Genomic DNA, 20,413 nt, shown 5'->3' with positions numbered 1-20,413 from the left:
GGACGGAAAATGGTAAAAGTACGATTGTATTTGGTACGTCATGGCAAGACCATGTTTAACACGATTGGTCGCGCGCAAGGCTGGAGCGATACTCCCTTAACAGCTGAAGGTGAACGAGGGATTCAAGAATTAGGAATCGGTTTGCGAGAATCTGGTCTACAGTTTGAACGTGCTTATTCCAGTGATTCAGGGCGCACCATTCAGACAATGGGAATTATCCTTGATGAACTTGGCTTGCAGGGGAAAATCCCTTATCGCATGGACAAGCGTATCAGAGAATGGTGTTTTGGTAGCTTTGATGGAGCTTATGATGGTGATCTTTTCATGGGCATTATTCCTCGTATCTTTAATGTGGACCACGTTCACCAATTATCTTATGCTGAACTGGCTGAGGGTTTGGTAGAGGTCGATACAGCTGGTTGGGCTGAAGGATGGGAAAAACTCAGTAGCCGAATCAAGGAAGGTTTTGAAGCAATTGCCAAAGAAATGGAAGAACAAGGCGGGGGCAATGCCCTCGTTGTCAGCCACGGAATGACTATTGGAACCATTGTTTATCTGATCAATGGTATGCATCCGCATGGTCTAGATAATGGTAGCGTGACGATACTTGAATATGAGGACGGTCAGTTTAGCGTTGAGGTTGTCGGCGATCGTAGTTACCGAGAACTAGGACGGGAGAAGATGGAGAAAGCCTCTATTTAATCAGTCTAGACTTGCTTGCTCTGAACTAGGGATTTGATAAGAATATCAAGACAAGAAAAAACAGCCGAGGGTAATCCTTTCGGCTGTTTTTGATGGGGAAACTAAAGTGTAATGCTATTGCTTTTAGAGATTTTCATAAACAAGAGCAAGGAAGCTACTGTTAGAATAGTCAAGATAGTTGACAAGGCTGCGGCTACACCGTAATTTCCTCTGAGAACCTCTGTATAAATGGCTACAGTCATTGTTCTTGTTTTGACATTGTAGAGGAGGATAGAAGTGGAGAGCTCTGAAATCATTGTGACCCAAGATAGGATGGCTCCAGAAATGATACCAGATAGCATCATTGGAGTTGTAATCTTAGCAAAGGTATTGAGACGACTACTTCCTAAGCTTTCAGCGGCTTCTTCAATACTTGGGGCTATTTGTTGCAAGCTAGCAACAGATGAGCGAATAGTATAAGGTAATCTTCTGACAGATAGGGACATAATCAAGATGAAAGCAGTTCCTGTAATCATAAGAAATCCACTTCCAAATAGGCCAGTATTGAAGGAAGAAATGAAGGCAATCCCTAGAACGGTTCCTGGTACAATATAAGGGACCATACTGAGGCTGTCAATTAAGTTTGTAAACAAATTCCGTTTTCTAACAGCTAGGTAGGAGATAAATGTTGCGAAAAGGACAACTAGGACTAAGGCAATCAAAGGGATACGAATAGTATTGAAAATAGCAGATCCCATACGATTGAAAGCTACCTTGTAACTGTTTAGAGAATAGCCTTTGACAAATACCATACCTGATGTTTTTAGGAAAGAGGTATAAATCAAGTAGATTTGAGGTAAAACAGAGATAAAGATAATTCCGTAGACTGTTGCATAAATGGCAGCCATTTTTCCTTTTGTAGTTTTTTTAGGCTCAATTGGATGGAGCGAATTCATGCTGAAACTGTAGCGGTTTGCAATGTATTTTTGGATAAGGAAAATCGCCAAGGCAATGATAATCGCCATAATGGCTAAAGCAGATGCAAAAGCAGAATTTCCTCCAACCTCGCTAATGAATTGGGTATAAATCAGGACAGGGAAAGTCCGATATCCTTCGCCAATCAACATAGGCGTTCCAAAGTCTGAGAATGCTCTCATAAATACAAGCAGGGCAGCAGCTAGTAAGGTTGGAACAAGGAGAGGTAAAACAACCGTTACGATACGCTTAAATCCGAAGGACCCCATGCTTTCAGCGGCTTCAAGTAGGGAATTGTCAATGCTTTTCATTGTTCCAGCAACGTATAGAAATACCAGTGGGAATAGTTGCAGTGTAAAGACAAGTACAATTCCTTTGAATCCATAAATATCGATAGCTGGAAGATGAAGGGTATTTGTCAGGAATTTAGTAATGACCCCATTTCGTCCCAGCAAGAGAATCCAGGAGTAGGCTCCCACGAAAGGAGCTGACATGGAAGCAATGATAATCAATATTTGTAGAAATTTCTTCCCCTTGAAGTCATACATAGAGAAGAGATAAGCTAATAGGGTTCCTACAACTAAGGAAGTGACAGTAGCGGTAATGGAAACCTTGAAACTGTTGACAAGTGTCTCAGAGTAGTAGGCTTTACCAAAGAAAGTGACAAAATCAGCTAGTGAGAATTGCCCTTCATGTATAAGTGCTTGCTTGAGCACGGTAACGATAGGATAAACGAGAAAGACAAGATAGGTAAGAAAGATGAAGAAAGAGGAGGCTGTCCAAATATTTAGTTTTTTACGTTCCATGGTTGACTCCTTTTATCAGGTTTTGGGAACCATCTGCAGAAAAGACGTTTAATTTTTGGGTATTGATTCGTAGACGAATACGATCGCCTTTTTGTAGATCTTCTTCAAAAGTTGATTCTTCACTAACTTGAATTTTTGAGGCAAAGCCTGTCTCGATGAAATACTCCGTATTTAGTCCAAGATAGACGCTATCGCTAATAGTTCCTTCAATATCTCCAGATTCATCTTTGATAAATTCTTCTGGACGAATGCTTACATGAATAGCTTGTGCCTCAGCATGATCAAGAGCTGGCATTCGAAGGGCATAGCCATCTGAAAAGACGATATAAGCGCCATCGCTCCGTTTTTCGAGATTGGCAGGGATAATATTTGTGCGTCCGATAAAGGTTGCTACAAACTCATTAGCTGGTTTATGATAGAGTTCTTTTGGTCGGCCGATTTGTTGGATCACCCCATCTTTCATAACAGCAATTTGGTCTGAAATAGCCATAGCTTCTTCTTGGTCGTGGGTCACATAAACAGTTGTAATTCCCACTTCGTGTTGGATTTCTCGAATAGCTTGACGCATATCCAAGCGAAGTTTGGCATCTAGGTTACTAAGTGGTTCGTCCATGAGGAGAACACTTGGATTAACTGTTAAGGCACGTGCCAAGGCGACACGTTGTTGTTGTCCACCACTGAGTTTATCGGGCTTCCGATCCGCATATTGAGCAATTTGCATGAGTTCAAGATATTTATTGGTCTGTTGGATCAATTCTTCTTTAGGGACTTTCTTTTGCTTGAGACCAAAAGCAACATTATCTCGAACAGTCAAATGTGGGAAAATAGCGTAGTTTTGGAAAACCATCCCGATATTGCGTTTGCTGGGTTCCATATTATTGATTTTTGTATCATCGAAGTAAAATTCTCCGCCTTCGATACTGTTGAAACCTGCAATCATACGAAGAAGGGTCGTTTTCCCACATCCTGAAGGTCCAAGAAGGGTAAAGAGACTTCCTTTTGGAATTGTAATGTTCAAATTCTCAATAACAGGGACATCGTGGTAGATTTTTTTGGCGTTAATAATTTTGATCTCACTCATAGTGAACCTCTTTTACTGTTTAGATTGGATATCTGTGAAGACTTCGTTGTATTTCTTAACAATATCTGATTTATTCTTGATGACATAATCATAATCTTCAGTGAGTGTTTTGATTTTGTCAATTGGTTTCATATTTTCGCTTGTTTTAGCATTTTTACGAACAGGACGGTTAGTAGTGGTTGTACCAAGTGTATCTTGTACTTCTTGAGAGATAATAAAATCGATAAATTTCTTGGCATTTTCCATGTTTTTAGCTTTTTTAACGATAGCAGCACTAGCAGGTAGGAAGACTGTTCCTTCTTTTGGATAGACTACCTTGATGTTAGCTCCGTCATTTAAGAGTTTAACTGCTGGATCTTCATAAGAGAGACCGACAGCCATTTCTCCGTCAGCGACTGCTTTATAGACACCAGATGAGCTTGAACCGATTTTACCGTCAATAAGTGTGAAGAGATCTTTTACATAAGACCAAGCCTTATCATCTTTGTAACCACCTTGAGCTTGTAGCATATTTGTTAATTGAGCAAAGGCGCTAGAAGAGTTTGCTGGGTCAGCAGTTGCGATTTTTCCTTTTAGTTCAGGTTTGAGAAGGTCGCTATATCCTTCGATGTTCATGCCTTTAGTTAAATCAGGGTTGACGATTAAAACACTACCATCTAGCGTATAAGGAGTAGAGTAGCCAGTTGTGTTTTGATATTCTTTGATAACATTATCATTTTCTTTTGAAGTATAGTTTTCAAATAGTTCTCCGTGGGTAGCATATTGTGTATAAGAACCACCAAAGATGACATCAGCGACAGGAGCTTCTTTTTCTGACTCTAATTTTTTGAAAAGTTCTCCAGTACCAGCTTGAATCAGTTCTACTTTGATACCATATTTTTCTTCAAAGGCAGGAATAGTTGCTCCGATTAAGCCCTCTGAGTTTGGTGAATAAACGACTAGCGAACCGCCGTCTCCTTTATCAGATGAATCGCCATCGGCAGATTCATTAGAAGAACAAGCAGCAAGACCAAAAAGAGCTAGTCCGCAAGCAGCATAATACATCCATTTCTTTTTCATGATGGATACCTCCGTTGTGTTATTTAAGTTTATTTTAAAATAATGTAAGCGTTTTTAAAACCGATAATTCTATTCTATTAGAGTAAAATTCTCTACAAAAACGGAAGTAATCTTTTGATTTTATAGCAGGGTTTGACAGTTAATCACTAGTAAGTCAAATTTTATTTTTTAGATTGGATATCTGTAAAAATATCATTGTACTTTTTAAGAATGGCGGATTTGTTTTTAATGACATAATCGGAATCTTCAGTGGCAATATTGATTTCTGTCATAGCCTTCATATTTTTATTGGTTTTAGCATTTTTACGAATAGGTCTAATTGTAGTTTCAGTTCCTAGCTTATCTTGGATTTCTTGAGAAAGGAGGAAATCGATAAATTTCTTAGCGTTTTCCATATGTTTGGCATTTTTGACGATAGCAGCGTTACCAGGTAAAAAGACGGTACCTTCTTTTGGATAAATAACTTTTACATCAACTCCGTCGTTTAAGAGTTTTAAGGCAGGATCTTCATAGGTGAGCCCTACAGCCATTTCCCCATCGGCGACAGCTTTGTAAACATTTGAAGAACTAGATGCAATCTTTCCATCTACCAGGGTAAATAGATTTTTTACATAGGTCCAAGCTTGTTCATTTTCGTATCCACCTTGATCGACAAGCATGTTTGTTAATTGAGCAAAGGCGCTAGAAGCATTACTTGGATCAGCAGTAGCAATTTTTCCTTTTAATTTAGGATTGAGTAGATCATTGTAGCCTTCAATTTTTATATCTTTTGTAAGAGCTGAATTGGCAATGATGACACTGACATCAAGTGTATAGGGAGTGTAGAATCCTGTTTTATTTTGATATTCAGGGATTATCTGGTCGTTCTCTTGGGAAATATAAGGTTCAAAAAGTTTTTCGTTAGAAGAGAAGAGGGCGTAGGAGCCTCCGAAAATGACATCAGCTACTGGGGATTCTTTTTCGGCCTCAGCTTTTTTGAACAATTCACCCGTGCTGGCTTGTACTAAATCAACCTTAATACCATATTTTTCTTCGAAGGCTGGGACTGTTTCTTCGATAAGGTCTTCAGGGTTAGGCGAGTAGACAACCAAAGTGCTATCTGAATCTTTTTCAGCGCTAGTTTCCGCTTCTATAGGTGAAGAACATCCTGATAAAGAAAGGAATATCCAGCCACAAGAGAGAAAGAATAGTATTTTTTTCATAAGTATCTCCTTTTTTTACGAACATTTTCTCTACCTAGATTGTTAATGTCTTTAAATTGTAGAGTTCTACAGGATATAATAAAAACCTTAAAGAAATCTAAAACGGGAAATAGAAAATGGGTATCTCGAGCAAGGATGGGTACACTGTAACTGGGATTTCGATGGTAATCCTCTTCAAAACACGTCGCTTTATCTGCAATCTCAAAGCTATGATTTGAGTAGTTAGCACTTTGATTTTCATTGAGTAAAAGTACAAAATAAAAAGATTGCTAGAGTTGAGCAATCTTTTTACATCAATGATTTTTATCCATGAGTTTTAATTCTTTTGGAGAAATATGGAGATACTTTTTAAAAACTTTGGCAAAATATTTATAGTCTGAAAATCCAACTTGTTCAGAGATATCGCTTAAGGGAGAATTAGGGGACTCAGCTATTTTATCTATAGCTTGCTTGAGGCGGTAGCGTAAGATATATTCATTTAGCGTCATTGGGAAGTCTTCTTTGATAACCTTATATAGATAACTTTCGCTATACCCTAGATTCTCTGCAATGCTAGAAATGGTAAAGTGCATACAGTAGTGTTGATGAACAAATTCAAGAATTTGCTGAATGATTTGGTTTTGTGTATCAATTTGTTGGATAGAGGTAAGTAAAGTTTGATATTCTTCTAAAAAAGGAGTTTCTTGACGAGTGCTAACTCGTAATCGCAAAACAATTTTTTGAAGACATTCTGTCACCTCCTTGGTATCAATTGGTTTGGATAAGAAATCAACTGCTCCATATTGCATGGCTTTTTTGGCATTTTGAAAATCGTTATAACCTGATAAGATAACTTTTTCATAGGGGAGGGTACGAGTGGCTTCGAACATCATAAAAGCATCCATAATTGGCATTGTGATGTCTGTTAAGACAATATGAGGTTCTTTTTCTTGGATGAGTTTCATTCCCTCTTGACCGTGACTGGCAGTTCCTACGACTTGGATACCTAAGGCAGAGTAGTCTACGGCAATCTCTAGCCATTTTCGGATGAGGTGTTCGTCTTCTACGATAATGAGCTTAAACATGAGTTAGTCCTTTCGTTACAAATTTGACCCAAGTTTCTCCTTGGCGATTGACTCCTAAATCTAGCTGGACATCAGAAAAGAAATTGCTCAATCGTTTGTAGCTGTTCACGATGCCATGCTGGGTATGAGGGCTTTCTAAAGAGTCTAAAATAGCGAGTCGCTCTTGTTTGGTTAGTCCTCCAGCATTATCCTTGACTAAAAAAGTTAGAGAATCTGCTTCCAAGGTAATTTGGATATCTATATGAAGATCAATACGGTATTGCATCCCATATTTTATAGCATTTTCTACTAGAGGAAGCAAGAAAAGCTTAGGAATAGGCTGATTATCGACAGTTTCTGGGCAGACAATATCATAGGAAAAGTGCTCGAAACGAATCTTATGAATAATCAGGTAATCCTCTATAATCTTTAAATCCTGACAAATGGTTGTTTCTTTTTCTAAATCGGTGATACTGTAGCGAAGAATGCGCGTGAGATTTTGAATTAGATCTTGTGTGAGAGCGGCATCCATTAAAGAAGTGATTTTAATCGTCTCAAGTGTATTGTAGAGAAAATGAGGATTGAACTGAGCTTCCAGCATTTTTCTTTCAAAAATCCACTTTTCTTTTTCTATGGTCAACATTTTTTGATGAAGTTGATCTAATTCGTACAACATATTGTTGATTTTTTCTGCCATAAACTCAAACTCATCACCTGTTTGTAGAGAAAGCCTTTTTTCTGCTTGTTTGGGAATTTCTTGAAGTTGGTAAACCAAGCTTTCAATAGGAACAGCGTTGTGTGTAGCAATCTTATGAGCAATTCGTCTTGCTTGCCAGAAGTAGAGGAAGAATATACATAAGGTGAGAATGGAGGCTAGGCCGAGTAAGCTAGGAATGGGAAAAAAGGATTGAAAAGTATAGATTGAAAAAATAGAACCGACTTTTTCTTTTTGAACAATAAGCGGTTCATTCGCATACCAGTGGGTGCGAGAGTGTAGGAGTTTTTCATCAAATTTTTCAAGAGTGGAGCGAGTAAACTGATTTGTATTGTTGGAGAACATATTTCCAAAGCTATCGGTAATGATGTATTTGGAATTGATCATTGGGAAACTTGAGATGAAATCATTCTCATTTACGAAAGCAATAGTATAGGCCTTAACTCGTTGGTTTTGAAGTAGTGGTTTGATAAAGAGTGTGTAGTGTTGCTTGTCTGAAGAAAGTGCAATTTTTTCTGTAACTTTATCTTGAGAAGGATTTTGAATGAGCAGTTTTAGATAGTAGGGTGATAAAATACTTTCTTGATGATTTCGATTGGTACTAAATAGTAATTCACCTGTATCACTTAGGATAATGAGATCAGAACTAAGTTTTAATTTAGCTTTTGTCTCGTAAAATAAGCTAAAGACTTCTCTCTCTGTGTGTTTGCCATCCAAAAATCCTGGAATCATTTTATGGTTCATAGTAGTCAGGAGCTCATTATTGGCTTCTTTCATTTCTTGAACCTGTTTTACAATCTGTCTCGTATCTTTGGAGAGTTGCTGCTTTTGTAAAACATAGGAAAAACCAAAAAGTAAAATGAGTAGTAAGAGTGAGGTCACAAAGGCTGCGATAGAGCTTCTATGGAGAATTTCTTTTTGGAGAGATTTTTTAAAGGAATGAGACATCCGCTACCTCCTTGGAAGGGTTTTCTGTTATAAGTATAGCAGTTTAAAAATTCTAGAGCAAGGTAAAATAGAAAAGTATAGAATAGAACGAGACCAAATTCCCTCAAAAATGGTATAATAGTAACATCACAAAATTGGAGAGAGACCATGAGTTTTTACAATCATAAAGAAATTGAGCCTAAGTGGCAGGGCTACTGGGCAGAACATCATACATTTAAGACAGGAACAGATGCATCAAAACCTAAGTTTTATGCGCTTGACATGTTCCCTTATCCGTCTGGAGCGGGTCTGCACGTAGGACACCCAGAAGGTTATACAGCAACGGATATCCTCAGCCGTTACAAACGTGCGCAAGGCTACAATGTCCTTCACCCAATGGGTTGGGATGCCTTTGGTTTGCCTGCAGAGCAGTATGCTATGGATACGGGGAATGACCCAGCGGAATTTACGGCTGAAAACATTGCTAACTTCAAACGCCAAATCAATGTGCTTGGATTCTCTTACGACTGGGATCGTGAAGTCAATACAACAGATCCAAACTACTACAAGTGGACCCAATGGATTTTCACTAAGCTTTATGAAAAAGGCTTGGCCTATGAAGCGGAAGTGCCAGTAAACTGGGTTGAGGAATTGGGAACAGCCATCGCCAATGAAGAGGTTCTTCCTGATGGAACTTCTGAGCGTGGAGGCTATCCAGTTGTCCGCAAGCCAATGCGCCAATGGATGCTTAAAATCACGGCCTATGCGGAGCGTTTGCTCAATGACTTAGATGAACTTGATTGGCCAGAGTCTATCAAGGACATGCAACGCAACTGGATTGGGAAATCAACTGGTGCTAATGTAACTTTTAAAGTTAAGGGAACCGACAAGGAATTCACCGTCTTTACCACTCGTCCTGATACCCTTTTCGGTGCGACTTTCACTGTTTTGGCTCCTGAGCATGAACTAGTAGATGCCATCACAAGCACAGAGCAAGCAGAAGCAGTTGCAGACTATAAACACCAAGCTAGCCTCAAATCTGACTTGGCTCGTACCGACCTTGCCAAAGAAAAAACTGGTGTTTGGACTGGTGCTTATGCCATCAATCCTGTCAATGGTAAGGAAATCCCAATCTGGATTGCGGACTATGTTCTTGCTAGTTATGGAACAGGTGCGGTTATGGCTGTGCCAGCCCATGACCAACGTGATTGGGAATTTGCCAAACAATTTGACCTTCCAATCGTAGAGGTGCTGGAAGGTGGAAATGTAGCAGAAGCTGCCTACACAGAAGATGGACTTCACGTCAATTCAGACTTCCTAGATGGACTCAACAAAGAAGACGCTATTGCCAAGATCGTGGCTTGGTTGGAAGAAAAAGGTTGTGGACAAGAGAAGGTTACCTACCGTCTCCGCGACTGGCTCTTTAGCCGTCAACGTTACTGGGGTGAACCAATTCCAATCATTCATTGGGAAGATGGAACTTCAACAGCTGTCCCTGAAAGTGAATTGCCACTTGTCTTGCCTGTAACCAAGGATATCCGTCCTTCAGGTACTGGTGAAAGTCCACTAGCTAACTTGACAGATTGGCTTGAAGTGACTCGTGAAGATGGTGTTAAAGGTCGTCGTGAAACCAACACCATGCCACAATGGGCAGGTTCAAGCTGGTACTACCTCCGCTATATTGACCCACACAATACTGAGAAATTGGCCGATGAGGATCTTCTCAAACAATGGTTGCCAGTGGATATCTACGTGGGTGGGGCAGAGCATGCCGTTCTTCACTTGCTTTATGCTCGTTTCTGGCATAAATTCCTCTATGACCTCGGTGTTGTTCCAACTAAGGAACCATTCCAAAAACTCTTTAACCAAGGAATGATTTTGGGAACAAGCTACCGTGACCACCGTGGGGCTCTTGTGGCGACTGACAAGGTTGAAAAACGTGATGGTTCTTTCTTCCATGTGGAAACAGGAGAAGAGTTGGAGCAAGCACCAGCTAAGATGTCTAAATCGCTTAAGAACGTTGTTAATCCAGACGATGTGGTGGAACAATACGGTGCTGACACCCTTCGTGTTTATGAAATGTTTATGGGACCACTCGATGCTTCGATTGCTTGGTCAGAAGAAGGTCTGGAAGGAAGCCGTAAATTCCTTGACCGTGTTTACCGTTTGATTACAAGCAAGGAAATTGTTGCAGAAAACAATGGCGCTCTTGATAAGGTCTACAATGAAACAGTCAAATCTGTCACTGAGCAAATCGAGTCTATGAAATTCAACACAGCTATTGCCCAACTGATGGTCTTTGTCAACGCGGCTAACAAGGAAGAAAAACTTTATGTAGACTACGCCAAAGGCTTTATCCAATTGATTGCCCCATTTGCACCTCACTTGACAGAAGAACTCTGGCAAACAGTTGCGGCAACAGGTGAGTCAATCTCTTACGTGGTTTGGCCAACATGGGATGAAAGCAAATTGGTTGAAGACGAAATCGAAATCGTCGTTCAAGTCAAAGGAAAAGTTCGTGCCAAACTCATGGTCGCTAAAGACTTGTCACGCGAAGAATTGCAAGAAATTGCTCTCGCTGATGAAAAAGTCAAAGCAGAAATTGACGGTAAGGACATCATGAAAGTGATTGCGGTACCGAATAAATTGGTTAACATTGTTGTGAAATAAGATAGGAATCCTTCAGAGTAGAATCTGGAGGATTTTTTGAATTTTCTTATGAAAGTATGATATACTATGGGCAACTATAAAGTTTGAAAAGCGAAACAAGGAGAAGAAAGATGCCAGTAAACGAATATGGTCAGATGATTGGTGACTCAATGGAAGGTTATACACCAGGTGAATTGCCTGCTATTGATTTCTTAGAAGGACGTTATGCTAGGATAGAGGCTCTTTCAGTGGAAAAGCATGCAGAGGACTTGCTAGCTGTTTATGGCCCTGATACTCCTCGGGAGATGTGGACCTACCTCTTTCAGGAGTCAGTGGCAAATCTGGAGGAGTTGGTTAGCCTTTTAAATCAGATGTTGGCTCGTAAGGATCGTTTTTACTATGCGATTGTAGACAAGGCAACTGGTAAGGCTTTGGGAACATTTTCTCTCATGCGCATTGACCAGAATAACCGAGTAATAGAAGTGGGAGCTGTCACTTTTTCTCCAAAACTCAGGGGGACACGGATAGGGACAGAAGTCCAGTATCTACTGGCTCGCTATGTTTTTGAGGAGCTGAACTATCGTCGCTACGAGTGGAAATGCGATTCCTTAAATCTGCCATCCAGACGAGCAGCGGAGCGTTTGGGCTTTGTCTATGAAGGAACCTTTCGTCAGGCAGTGGTTTATAAGGGGCGTACAAGAGATACGGATTGGTTGTCTATGATTGATAAGGACTGGCCTCAAGTCAAATCTCGTTTGGAAACATGGTTGCGTCCTGAAAATTTTGACCAAAATGGACGACAGTACAAGAGCTTGAGAGAGCTTTAAGAGGTGTTGAGATGATTACTATTAAAAAGCAAGAAATTGTCAAGCTAGAGGATGTTTTGCATCTCTATCAGGCTGTCGGTTGGACAAATTATACCCATCAACCAGAGATGCTGGAGCAGGCCTTATCTCATTCGCTTGCTATGTATTTAGCGTTTGATGGCGATGCTGTGGTGGGCTTGATTCGTTTGGTTGGAGATGGTTTTTCATCAGTTTTTGTACAGGATTTAATCGTTTTACCTATCTATCAGCGTCAAGGGATTGGTAGTCTCTTGATGAAAGAGGCTTTAAAGGATTACAAAGATGCCTATCAAGTCCAGCTGGTAACAGAAGAGACAGAAAGCACCTTGGGATTCTATCGTTCTATGGGTTTTGAAACTTTATCCACCTATGATTGTACAGGAATGATTTGGGTAAACAAAGAAAAATAAAAAACTTGTTTTTTCTTAAGCAAAGTTTAAGGATGGTCTAGTATTATATAGTCATTAAATAAAGACCTCCTAACTTTATTTAATGAAATCCTAAAACTTTTTTTCATCATAATCTCCTAATGAAGTCACCCAATCAGGTGACTTTTTTGTGGGGTGAGGTGATGGTAATAGAATTTTTTTGTAAAATAGTAAAATATGAGAAAAGTTAAGCTAGTTTTAAGCTTTGTCTAGTATCATATAGTTATTAAATAAAGACCTCCTAACTTTATTTAATAAAATCCTAAACTTTTCTTTTTCATAATAATCTCCCTTAACTCCACCCAATCAGGTGGAGTTTTTTGGCTCTATTTCAGGCTTTTGGAGAGTTTTCTAAACATCATTTTCCGATATTTTTCGATATTTTTCGGATTTTGGTCGGGGAATTGGCGGGGACTTTTTGAGATTTTGGCGGGGATTTTTTAGCGAATATGGCTAAGAAATAGGTCTGTTGTCGCTTCAGCTATTTCAAACTCAATTTGATTGTAAGCGACTGTTAATTGAAGGACTGAAACTGCTGTAATAATGATTTTGCTTGTCCAGTAGTGGCGTATTAAATGAGGAGTGACATGTAAGGTTGTCTATTCGTTTACTAAATCAAAATTTCTATGAAATTGATAGAATCCCTAATTTTCTCTTAAACTTGAAAGTCTTGTTGTACGGCGGTTAAAGATGATGTAAAACATTGACAAAATGTGTGAACTATGGGATAATAAAAGGGAATTAAGTATTGTGTCTATATCATAGGCTAGAAAAGACCCCAAGCTCACGTCCAAATAAGCTTGGGGTCTTTTTGACACTATTTGTCCTTGTTTAGCCATTTATCGACTATATGAAGAACGACACCGACCACAATTGGTCCGATGATAGTTTTAAGTATTGTATCCATCATGGGCTATCTCACCTCCTTTCACAGGCGGTGTAGAAGTGCCGAATAATATTATACCACATAAGTGCTAAACTTAGGAGTCCCCAATCAGGTGGAGTTTTTTGGCTGTCTTTCAGGCTTTTCGGAAGTTTTCTAAATATCATTTTTCAATAGCTTTCTCTAAATCTTATAAACTTTATTGGACAGATTCTAAAGTTGGAGAAGCTGAATGGATGAGGATATAAACCTTTGACAAATTTTGTGAACTATGGGATAATAAAAGGGAATTAAGTATTGTGTCTATATCATAGGCTAGAAAAGACCCCAAGCTCACGTCCAAATAAGCTTGGGGTCTTTTTGACACTATTTGTCCTTGTTTAGCCATTTATCGACTAAGCGAAGAACGACACCGACCACAATTGGTCCGATGATAGTTTTAAGTATTGTATCCATCATGGGCTAATTCACCTCCTTTCGTAGGCGGTGTAGCAGTGCCGAACAATATTATACCACATAAGTGCCAAACTCAGGAGTCACCTAATCGGGTGGCTTTTTTGTTTGTGGCTTGGTTTTTTGATATAATGTAAACATGAGTAGAATTTTGGATAATGAGATAATGGGGGATGAGGAGTTAGTAGAACGCACGCTCCGTCCTCAGTACTTACGTGAATATATTGGGCAGGACAAGGTCAAGGATCAGCTCCAAATCTTTATTGAAGCTGCCAAAATGCGGGATGAAGCGCTGGACCATGTCCTCTTATTTGGGCCTCCAGGTTTGGGGAAAACGACCATGGCTTTTGTTATTGCCAACGAACTAGGTGTCAATCTCAAGCAGACTTCGGGTCCAGTCATTGAAAAAGCCGGAGATCTGGTAGCGATTTTGAATGACTTAGAGCCTGGGGATGTCCTTTTTATTGATGAGATTCATCGCTTGCCCATGTCGGTGGAGGAGGTGCTTTATAGTGCCATGGAGGACTTCTATATTGATATCATGATTGGGGCTGGTGAAGGTAGTCGCAGTGTTCATTTGGAGTTACCACCTTTTACCTTGATTGGTGCGACGACTCGGGCTGGTATGCTCTCAAATCCACTACGGGCACGTTTTGGGATTACGGGGCATATGGAGTATTATGCTCATGCTGACTTGACAGAAATTGTTGAGCGGACGGCAGATATTTTTGAGATGGAAATCACTCATGAGGCAGCATCCGAGCTGGCCTTGCGTAGTCGTGGAACCCCTCGTATTGCCAATCGTCTCCTCAAGCGCGTGCGCGATTTTGCCCAGATAATGGGGAATGGGGTTATCGATGATTTTATTACCGATAAGGCTTTGACCATGCTGGATGTTGACCATGAAGGTTTGGACTATGTGGATCAAAAAATCCTTCGCACCATGATTGAGATGTATGGTGGTGGTCCTGTCGGATTAGGAACTCTTTCTGTTAACATAGCAGAAGAGCGTGAGACAGTTGAAGACATGTATGAGCCCTACTTGATTCAAAAAGGCTTTATCATGCGGACGCGGTCTGGACGGGTGGCGACTGCTAAGGCATATGAGCATTTGGGATATGAGTACAATGAAAAATAAGCAAGAAATTCTAGAGGCTTTTAGAAAAAATCCAGATATGATGGCTATTCTGACTATCATCCGAAACTTGGAGTTGACAGATTCCTGGTTGGCGGCAGGTTCTGTCAGAAATTTCATCTGGAATCTCTTGTCAGACAGACCAGCATTTGATCTTGAAACAGATGTAGATGTGATTTTCTTTGATCCGGATATTTCTTATGAGGAAACCTTGTCCCTAGAGAAAAAGCTGAGAGAGGATTTTCCTCAGTACCAGTGGGAATTGAAAAATCAAGTCTATATGCACCAGCACAGCCCTCATACTGCTCCCTATACCAGTTCCCGTGATGCTATGAGTAAGTATCCAGAACGATGTACGGCTGTTGGATTACGCTTGAATGAAGAATCCGTTTTGGAACTCTTTACTCCATACGGTTTGGAGGATATTTTGAATTTTCAAGTTCGTCCAACTCCTCATTTCTTAGAAAATGAAGACCGAATGGAACTTTATCGAACACGTCTATCCAAGAAAAATTGGCAGGAGAAATGGAAAAATTTGATTTTTAAAAATACTTAAGGAAACTTTAAGCTAGGAGGTGTATACTAAGTTCATAAGTTAAGAAGACCTTAACTTAAACTCCTAAAACTTTTTCATAATAATCTCCCTATAAAAATTGAGTCGCCCAATCAGGCGGCTTATTTTTTTGAAAAATGGGCTTTGTGCCTGAGAATAAATAGCTTAGTGATAGAAGAAAATAGGGAAATATGGTATAATGAAACGATAGATTTTTGAATAGGAATAAGATCATGTTTGGATTTTTTAAGAAAGATAAGGCTGTGGAAGTAGAGGTTCCGACACAGGTTCCTGCTCATATCGGCATCATCATGGATGGCAATGGCCGTTGGGCTAAAAAACGTATGCAACCGCGAGTTTTTGGACATAAGGCGGGCATGGAAGCATTGCAAACTGTGACCAAGGCAGCCAACAAACTAGGCGTCAAGGTTATTACAGTTTATGCTTTTTCTACGGAAAACTGGACCCGTCCAGATCAGGAAGTCAAGTTTATCATGAACTTGCCAGTAGAGTTTTATGATAATTATGTCCCGGAATTGCATGCGAATAATGTTAAGATTCAAATGATTGGGGAAACAGACCGCCTGCCTAAGCAAACCTTTGAAGCTCTTACTAAAGCTGAGAAATTGACTAAGAACAACACAGGTTTGATTCTTAATTTTGCCCTCAACTATGGTGGACGTGCTGAGATTACACAGGCTCTTAAGTTGATTTCCCAGGATGTGTTAGATGCCAAAATCAACCCAGGTGACATCACAGAGGAATTAATTGGCAACTATCTCTTTACTCAGCATTTGCCTAAGGATGTACGAGATCCAGACTTGATTATCCGTACTAGTGGAGAATTGCGTTTGAGCAATTTTCTTCCATGGCAGGGAGCCTATAGTGAGCTCTATTTTACGGACACCTTGTGGCCTGATTTTGACGAGGTAGCCTTGCAGGAAGCCATTCTTGCATACAATCGTCGTCATCGCCGATTTGGAGGAGTTTAGGAGGAAATATGACACAGGATTTACAGAAAAGAACCTTGTTTGCAGGGATTGCCCTGGCTATTTTCCTACCAATTTTAATGATTGGGGGACTCTTGCTTCAGATAGCAATTGGAATCATAGCCATGCTAGCCATGCATGAACTTTTGAAGATGAGAGGTCTAGAGACCATGACGATGGAGGGCCTCTTGACCCTCTTTGCAACCTTTGCCTTGACCATTCCCTTGGAGAATTATCTGACTTTTTTGCCAGTTGATGGGAATGTGGTTGCTTATAGTGTTCTGATTTCAATCATGTTAGGAACGACTGTTTTTAGCAAGTCGTATACGATTGAGGATGCGGTTTTCCCTCTTGCTATGAGTTTCTATGTGGGCTTTGGTTTTAATGCTCTATTAGATGCTAGAATTGCAGGTTTAGATAAGGCACTATTAGCCTTATGTATTGTTTGGGCAACAGACAGTGGTGCCTATCTTGTTGGGATGAACTATGGTAAACGAAAATTAGCTCCGACAGTTTCTCCAAATAAAACCTTTGAGGGTGCCTTGGGTGGTATTTTAGGTGCTATTTTAGTAACCATCATCTTTATGATGTTTGATAGGACAGTTGCTCTTCCGTATGGAATTTACAAGATGTCGGTCTTTGCTATTTTCTTTAGCATTGCTGGACAATTTGGTGACTTACTAGAAAGTTCGATTAAGCGTCACTTTGGTGTTAAGGATTCTGGGAAATTTATCCCTGGACATGGTGGTGTTTTGGATCGTTTCGATAGTATGTTGCTTGTATTTCCAATCATGCACTTGTTTGGACTCTTTTAGAGAAAGGAAGATAGAATGCTCGGAATTTTAACCTTTATTCTGGTTTTTGGGATTATTGTAGTGGTGCACGAGTTCGGACACTTCTACTTTGCCAAGAAATCAGGGATTCTAGTGCGTGAATTTGCCATTGGCATGGGACCCAAGATCTTTGCTCATATTGGCAAGGATGGAACTGCCTATACCATTCGCATCTTGCCTCTGGGAGGCTACGTTCGTATGGCCGGTTGGGGTGATGATACCACTGAAATCAAGACAGGAACTCCTGTCAGTTTGACGCTTACTGATGATGGTAAGGTTAAACGCATCAATCTCTCAGGTAAAAAATTGGATCAAACAGCTCTTCCTATGCAGGTGACCCAATTTGACTTTGAAGACAAGCTCTTTATCAAAGGACTGGTTCTGGAAGAAGAAAAAACATTTGCAGTGGATCACGATGCAACGGTTGTGGAAGCAGATGGTACTGAGGTTCGGATTGCACCTTTAGATGTTCAATATCAAAATGCGACTATCTGGGGGAAACTCATTACTAATTTTGCAGGCCCTATGAATAACTTTATCTTAGGTGTCGTTGTTTTCTGGATTTTAATCTTCATGCAGGGTGGTGTCAGAGATGTTGATACCAATCAGTTCCATGTCATGCCTCAAGGGGCTTTGGCTAAGGTAGGAGTACCAGAAACGGCACAAATTACCAAGATTGGCTCACATGAGATTAGCAACTGGGAAAGTTTGATTCAGGCTGTGGAATCAGAAACCAAAGATAAGACGGCCCCGACCTTGGATGTGACTATTTCTGAAAAGGGTAGTGATAAGCAAGTCACTGTTACTCCTGAAGAAAGTCAAGGCCGTTACCTTCTAGGTGTTCAACCGGGAATTAAGTCAGATTTTCTATCCATGTTTGTAGGTGGTTTTACAACTGCTGCTGACTCGGCCCTCCGAATTCTATCAGCTCTGAAAAATCTGATTTTCCAACCGGATTTGAACAAGCTAGGTGGACCTGTTGCCATCTTTAAGGCAAGTAGTGATGCTGCTAAAAATGGAATTGAGAATGTCTTGTACTTCTTGGCAATGATTTCCATCAATATCGGGATTTTTAATCTGATTCCGATTCCAGCCTTGGATGGTGGTAAGATTGTGCTCAATATCCTAGAAGCCATCCGCCGCAAACCATTAAAACAAGAAATTGAAACCTATGTCACCTTGGCCGGAGTGGTCATCATGGTTGTCTTGATGATTGCTGTGACCTGGAATGACATCATGCGACTCTTTTTTAGATAATCGAGGAATATTATGAAACAAAGTAAAATGCCTATCCCAACGCTTCGCGAAATGCCAAGCGATGCTCAAGTTATCAGCCATGCTCTTATGTTGCGAGCTGGTTATGTTCGTCAAGTCTCAGCAGGTGTTTATTCTTATCTACCACTTGCTAATCGTGTGATTGAAAAAGCTAAAAATATCATGCGCCAAGAATTCGATAAGATTGGTGCCGTTGAGATGTTGGCTCCTGCCCTTCTTAGTGCAGAATTGTGGCGCGAATCAGGTCGTTACGAAACTTATGGTGAAGACCTTTACAAACTAAAAAACCGTGAAAAATCAGACTTCATCCTAGGCCCAACTCACGAAGAAACCTTTACAGCTATTGTCCGTGATTCTGTTAAGTCTTACAAGCAATTGCCACTTAACCTTTATCAAATCCAGCCTAAGTATCGTGATGAAAAACGCCCACGTAATGGACTTCTCCGTACACGTGAGTTTATCATGAAAGATGCTTACAGTTTCCACGCTAATTATGATAGCTTGGACAGTGTTTACGATGAGTACAAGGCTGCTTATGAGCGTATTTTTACTCGTAGTGGTTTAGACTTCAAGGCTATCATCGGTGACGGTGGAGCCATGGGTGGTAAGGACAGCCAAGAATTTATGGCCATCACACCTGCCCGTACAGACCTTGACCGCTGGGTTGTCTTGGACAAGTCAGTTGCCTCATTTGATGAGATTCCTGCAGAAGTGCAAGAAGAAATCAAGGCAGAATTGCTCAAATGGATGGTCTCTGGTGAAGATACCATTGCTTACTCAAGTGAGTCTAGCTATGCAGCTAACTTAGAAATGGCAACAAACGAGTACAAACCAAGCAACCGTGTTGTCGCTGAAGAAGAAGTGACTCGTGTTGCAACGCCAGATGTTAAATCAATTGATGAAGTTGCAGCTTTCCTCAATGTTCCAGAAGAACAAACAATTAAAACTCTCTTTTACATGGCAGATGGTGAGCTTGTTGCGGCCCTTCTAGTTGGAAATGATCAACTCAACGAAGTTAAGTTGAAAAACCATTTGGGAGCAGATTTCTTCGACGTTGCTAGCGAAGAAGAAGTGGCGAATCTTGTTCAAGCAGGTTTTGGTTCACTTGGACCAGTTGGTTTGCCAGAGAATGTTAAAATCATTGCAGACCGTAAGGTGCAAGATGTTCGCAATGCAGTTGTCGGTGCTAACGAAGATGGCTACCACTTGACTGGTGTGAACCCAGGTCGTGATTTTACTGCGGAATATGTGGATATCCGTGAAGTTCGTGAGGGTGAAATTTCTCCAGACGGGCAAGGAGTCCTTAACTTTGCGCGTGGTATCGAAATTGGTCACATCTTTAAACTCGGCACTCGCTATTCAGCAAGCATGGGAGCAGATGTTTTGGATGAAAATGGTCGCGCTGTGCCAATCATCATGGGATGTTACGGTATCGGTGTTAGCCGTCTCCTTTCAGCAGTGATGGAGCAACACGCTCGCCTCTTTGTTAACAAAACGCCAAAAGGTGAATACCGTTACGCTTGGGGAATCAATTTCCCTAAAGAATTGGCGCCATTTGATGTTCACTTGATCACTGTTAATGTCAAGGATGAAGAAGCACAAGCCTTGACAGAAAAGCTTGAAGCAAGCTTGATGGGAGCTGGTTATGAAGTCTTGACAGATGACCGTAACGAACGTGTTGGTGTTAAATTCAGCGATAGCGACTTGATTGGATTGCCAATCCGTATCACTGTTGGGAAGAAAGCAGCCGATGGCATCGTAGAAGTGAAGATTAAAGCGACTGGTGACACCATCGAAGTTCATGCAGATAACGTGCTTGAAACGCTTGAAATTCTCAGCAAGAAATAAAAACTATAATCAGAAGAAAAACAAGGAAAAAAT

At 40.5% G+C, this 20,413-nt stretch carries 18 protein-coding genes; 10 read left to right on the top strand and 8 right to left on the bottom strand.

Translation table 11 applies throughout. The annotated features are described in order from the left end of the window. Window positions 1-9: 9 nt before the first annotated feature. On the top strand, window positions 10-702 hold the full coding sequence (locus HT685_RS06845) for a histidine phosphatase family protein (protein ID WP_173278996.1): 693 nt from the start codon (window positions 10-12) through the stop codon (window positions 700-702). Window positions 703-803: 101 nt separating this feature from the next. Here HT685_RS06845 and HT685_RS06840 read toward each other — a convergent pair whose 3' ends face one another. The 6 genes from HT685_RS06840 to HT685_RS06815 form a co-directional block, all read right to left on the bottom strand. Continuing rightward, window positions 804-2,462 (bottom strand): iron ABC transporter permease, encoded by a 1,659-nt coding sequence (locus HT685_RS06840; protein WP_173278995.1) that lies wholly within the window; start codon window positions 2,460-2,462, stop codon window positions 804-806. Next, window positions 2,452-3,543, bottom strand: a complete 1,092-nt coding sequence (locus HT685_RS06835) for an ABC transporter ATP-binding protein (RefSeq protein ID WP_173251626.1) — start codon at window positions 3,541-3,543, stop codon at window positions 2,452-2,454. The genes HT685_RS06840 and HT685_RS06835 overlap by 11 nt, the downstream gene beginning before the upstream one ends. Window positions 3,544-3,555: 12 nt before the next feature. Continuing rightward, window positions 3,556-4,602 carry an ABC transporter substrate-binding protein gene (locus HT685_RS06830; protein ID WP_023946787.1) on the bottom strand — a complete coding sequence of 349 codons (1,047 nt, stop codon included), beginning with the start codon at window positions 4,600-4,602 and terminating at the stop codon, window positions 3,556-3,558. A 161-nt stretch (window positions 4,603-4,763) separates the two neighbouring features. Then, window positions 4,764-5,804: an ABC transporter substrate-binding protein gene (locus tag HT685_RS06825; RefSeq protein WP_173251631.1), complete on the bottom strand. Its 1,041-nt coding sequence runs from the start codon at window positions 5,802-5,804 to the stop codon at window positions 4,764-4,766. A gap of 293 nt (window positions 5,805-6,097) precedes the next feature. Next, window positions 6,098-6,868: a response regulator gene (locus tag HT685_RS06820; protein ID WP_173251633.1), complete on the bottom strand. Its 771-nt coding sequence runs from the start codon at window positions 6,866-6,868 to the stop codon at window positions 6,098-6,100. After that, a complete protein-coding gene (locus HT685_RS06815; RefSeq protein WP_173251635.1) occupies window positions 6,861-8,510 on the bottom strand; it encodes a histidine kinase in 1,650 nt (549 codons plus the stop codon). Before HT685_RS06815 ends, HT685_RS06820 begins: the two co-directional genes overlap by 8 nt. Window positions 8,511-8,657: 147 nt before the next feature. Between HT685_RS06815 and leuS the strand changes: the two genes are divergently transcribed. From leuS to HT685_RS06800, 3 genes are all read left to right on the top strand, one after another. After that, window positions 8,658-11,159, top strand: coding sequence for a leucine--tRNA ligase (gene leuS, locus HT685_RS06810; RefSeq protein WP_173225177.1), 2,502 nt, complete (start codon window positions 8,658-8,660; stop codon window positions 11,157-11,159). A gap of 110 nt (window positions 11,160-11,269) precedes the next feature. Further along, complete coding sequence (locus HT685_RS06805; protein ID WP_173225180.1) at window positions 11,270-11,965, top strand: GNAT family protein; 696 nt, start codon at window positions 11,270-11,272, stop codon at window positions 11,963-11,965. A gap of 11 nt (window positions 11,966-11,976) precedes the next feature. Continuing rightward, complete coding sequence (locus HT685_RS06800) at window positions 11,977-12,393, top strand: GNAT family N-acetyltransferase (protein ID WP_173225183.1); 417 nt, start codon at window positions 11,977-11,979, stop codon at window positions 12,391-12,393. Window positions 12,394-13,228: 835 nt separating this feature from the next. Here the strand turns inward: HT685_RS06800 and HT685_RS06795 are convergent. Further along, window positions 13,229-13,321, bottom strand: coding sequence for a type I toxin-antitoxin system Fst family toxin (locus HT685_RS06795; protein WP_173225186.1), 93 nt, complete (start codon window positions 13,319-13,321; stop codon window positions 13,229-13,231). A gap of 339 nt (window positions 13,322-13,660) precedes the next feature. Then, window positions 13,661-13,753, bottom strand: a complete 93-nt coding sequence (locus HT685_RS06790) for a type I toxin-antitoxin system Fst family toxin (RefSeq protein ID WP_000969509.1) — start codon at window positions 13,751-13,753, stop codon at window positions 13,661-13,663. Between the two features lie 133 nt (window positions 13,754-13,886). Between HT685_RS06790 and ruvB the strand changes: the two genes are divergently transcribed. The 6 genes from ruvB to HT685_RS06760 all read left to right on the top strand — a co-directional run bounded on the left by ruvB (window position 13,887) and on the right by HT685_RS06760 (window position 20,380). Continuing rightward, entirely contained in the window at window positions 13,887-14,885 is a 999-nt protein-coding gene (gene ruvB, locus HT685_RS06785; RefSeq protein ID WP_345789536.1) for a Holliday junction branch migration DNA helicase RuvB, read from the top strand. Beyond that, window positions 14,866-15,438, top strand: coding sequence for a nucleotidyltransferase family protein (locus HT685_RS06780; RefSeq protein WP_173225189.1), 573 nt, complete (start codon window positions 14,866-14,868; stop codon window positions 15,436-15,438). The genes ruvB and HT685_RS06780 overlap by 20 nt, the downstream gene beginning before the upstream one ends. A gap of 230 nt (window positions 15,439-15,668) precedes the next feature. Next, window positions 15,669-16,427: an isoprenyl transferase gene (locus HT685_RS06775; RefSeq protein ID WP_023945423.1), complete on the top strand. Its 759-nt coding sequence runs from the start codon at window positions 15,669-15,671 to the stop codon at window positions 16,425-16,427. Between the two features lie 8 nt (window positions 16,428-16,435). Then, window positions 16,436-17,239, top strand: coding sequence for a phosphatidate cytidylyltransferase (locus HT685_RS06770; protein ID WP_000189852.1), 804 nt, complete (start codon window positions 16,436-16,438; stop codon window positions 17,237-17,239). A gap of 15 nt (window positions 17,240-17,254) precedes the next feature. Further along, complete coding sequence (gene rseP / locus HT685_RS06765; RefSeq protein ID WP_173225192.1) at window positions 17,255-18,514, top strand: RIP metalloprotease RseP; 1,260 nt, start codon at window positions 17,255-17,257, stop codon at window positions 18,512-18,514. A gap of 12 nt (window positions 18,515-18,526) precedes the next feature. Then, the gene (locus HT685_RS06760; RefSeq protein ID WP_173225195.1) at window positions 18,527-20,380 is read left to right on the top strand and encodes a proline--tRNA ligase; all 1,854 of its coding nucleotides are present in this window, start codon (window positions 18,527-18,529) and stop codon (window positions 20,378-20,380) included. Window positions 20,381-20,413 lie beyond the last annotated feature (33 nt).

It is taken from the genome of Streptococcus sp. 5004 (genome assembly GCF_013276755.1).
Lineage (GTDB): Bacteria > Bacillota > Bacilli > Lactobacillales > Streptococcaceae > Streptococcus.
This window is presented reverse-complemented; position numbering and strand designations above follow the sequence as displayed.

What these genes read in the sequence shown, in the direction of transcription:
- HT685_RS06760 (WP_173225195.1), top strand. Translation starts at nt 18,527, where the DNA reads ATGAAACAAAGTAAAATGCCTATCCCAACGCTTCGCGAAATGCCAAGC.
- HT685_RS06835 (WP_173251626.1), bottom strand. Translation starts at nt 3,543, where the DNA reads ATGAGTGAGATCAAAATTATTAACGCCAAAAAAATCTACCACGATGTC.
- HT685_RS06780 (WP_173225189.1), top strand. Translation starts at nt 14,866, where the DNA reads ATGAGTACAATGAAAAATAAGCAAGAAATTCTAGAGGCTTTTAGAAAA.
- HT685_RS06805 (WP_173225180.1), top strand. Translation starts at nt 11,270, where the DNA reads ATGCCAGTAAACGAATATGGTCAGATGATTGGTGACTCAATGGAAGGT.
- HT685_RS06775 (WP_023945423.1), top strand. Translation starts at nt 15,669, where the DNA reads ATGTTTGGATTTTTTAAGAAAGATAAGGCTGTGGAAGTAGAGGTTCCG.
- HT685_RS06840 (WP_173278995.1), bottom strand. Translation starts at nt 2,462, where the DNA reads ATGGAACGTAAAAAACTAAATATTTGGACAGCCTCCTCTTTCTTCATC.
- HT685_RS06845 (WP_173278996.1), top strand. Translation starts at nt 10, where the DNA reads ATGGTAAAAGTACGATTGTATTTGGTACGTCATGGCAAGACCATGTTT.
- HT685_RS06795 (WP_173225186.1), bottom strand. Translation starts at nt 13,321, where the DNA reads ATGATGGATACAATACTTAAAACTATCATCGGACCAATTGTGGTCGGT.
- ruvB (WP_345789536.1), top strand. Translation starts at nt 13,887, where the DNA reads ATGAGTAGAATTTTGGATAATGAGATAATGGGGGATGAGGAGTTAGTA.
- HT685_RS06830 (WP_023946787.1), bottom strand. Translation starts at nt 4,602, where the DNA reads ATGAAAAAGAAATGGATGTATTATGCTGCTTGCGGACTAGCTCTTTTT.
- HT685_RS06825 (WP_173251631.1), bottom strand. Translation starts at nt 5,804, where the DNA reads ATGAAAAAAATACTATTCTTTCTCTCTTGTGGCTGGATATTCCTTTCT.
- HT685_RS06790 (WP_000969509.1), bottom strand. Translation starts at nt 13,753, where the DNA reads ATGATGGATACAATACTTAAAACTATCATCGGACCAATTGTGGTCGGT.
- HT685_RS06815 (WP_173251635.1), bottom strand. Translation starts at nt 8,510, where the DNA reads ATGTCTCATTCCTTTAAAAAATCTCTCCAAAAAGAAATTCTCCATAGA.
- HT685_RS06770 (WP_000189852.1), top strand. Translation starts at nt 16,436, where the DNA reads ATGACACAGGATTTACAGAAAAGAACCTTGTTTGCAGGGATTGCCCTG.
- HT685_RS06800 (WP_173225183.1), top strand. Translation starts at nt 11,977, where the DNA reads ATGATTACTATTAAAAAGCAAGAAATTGTCAAGCTAGAGGATGTTTTG.
- leuS (WP_173225177.1), top strand. Translation starts at nt 8,658, where the DNA reads ATGAGTTTTTACAATCATAAAGAAATTGAGCCTAAGTGGCAGGGCTAC.
- rseP (WP_173225192.1), top strand. Translation starts at nt 17,255, where the DNA reads ATGCTCGGAATTTTAACCTTTATTCTGGTTTTTGGGATTATTGTAGTG.
- HT685_RS06820 (WP_173251633.1), bottom strand. Translation starts at nt 6,868, where the DNA reads ATGTTTAAGCTCATTATCGTAGAAGACGAACACCTCATCCGAAAATGG.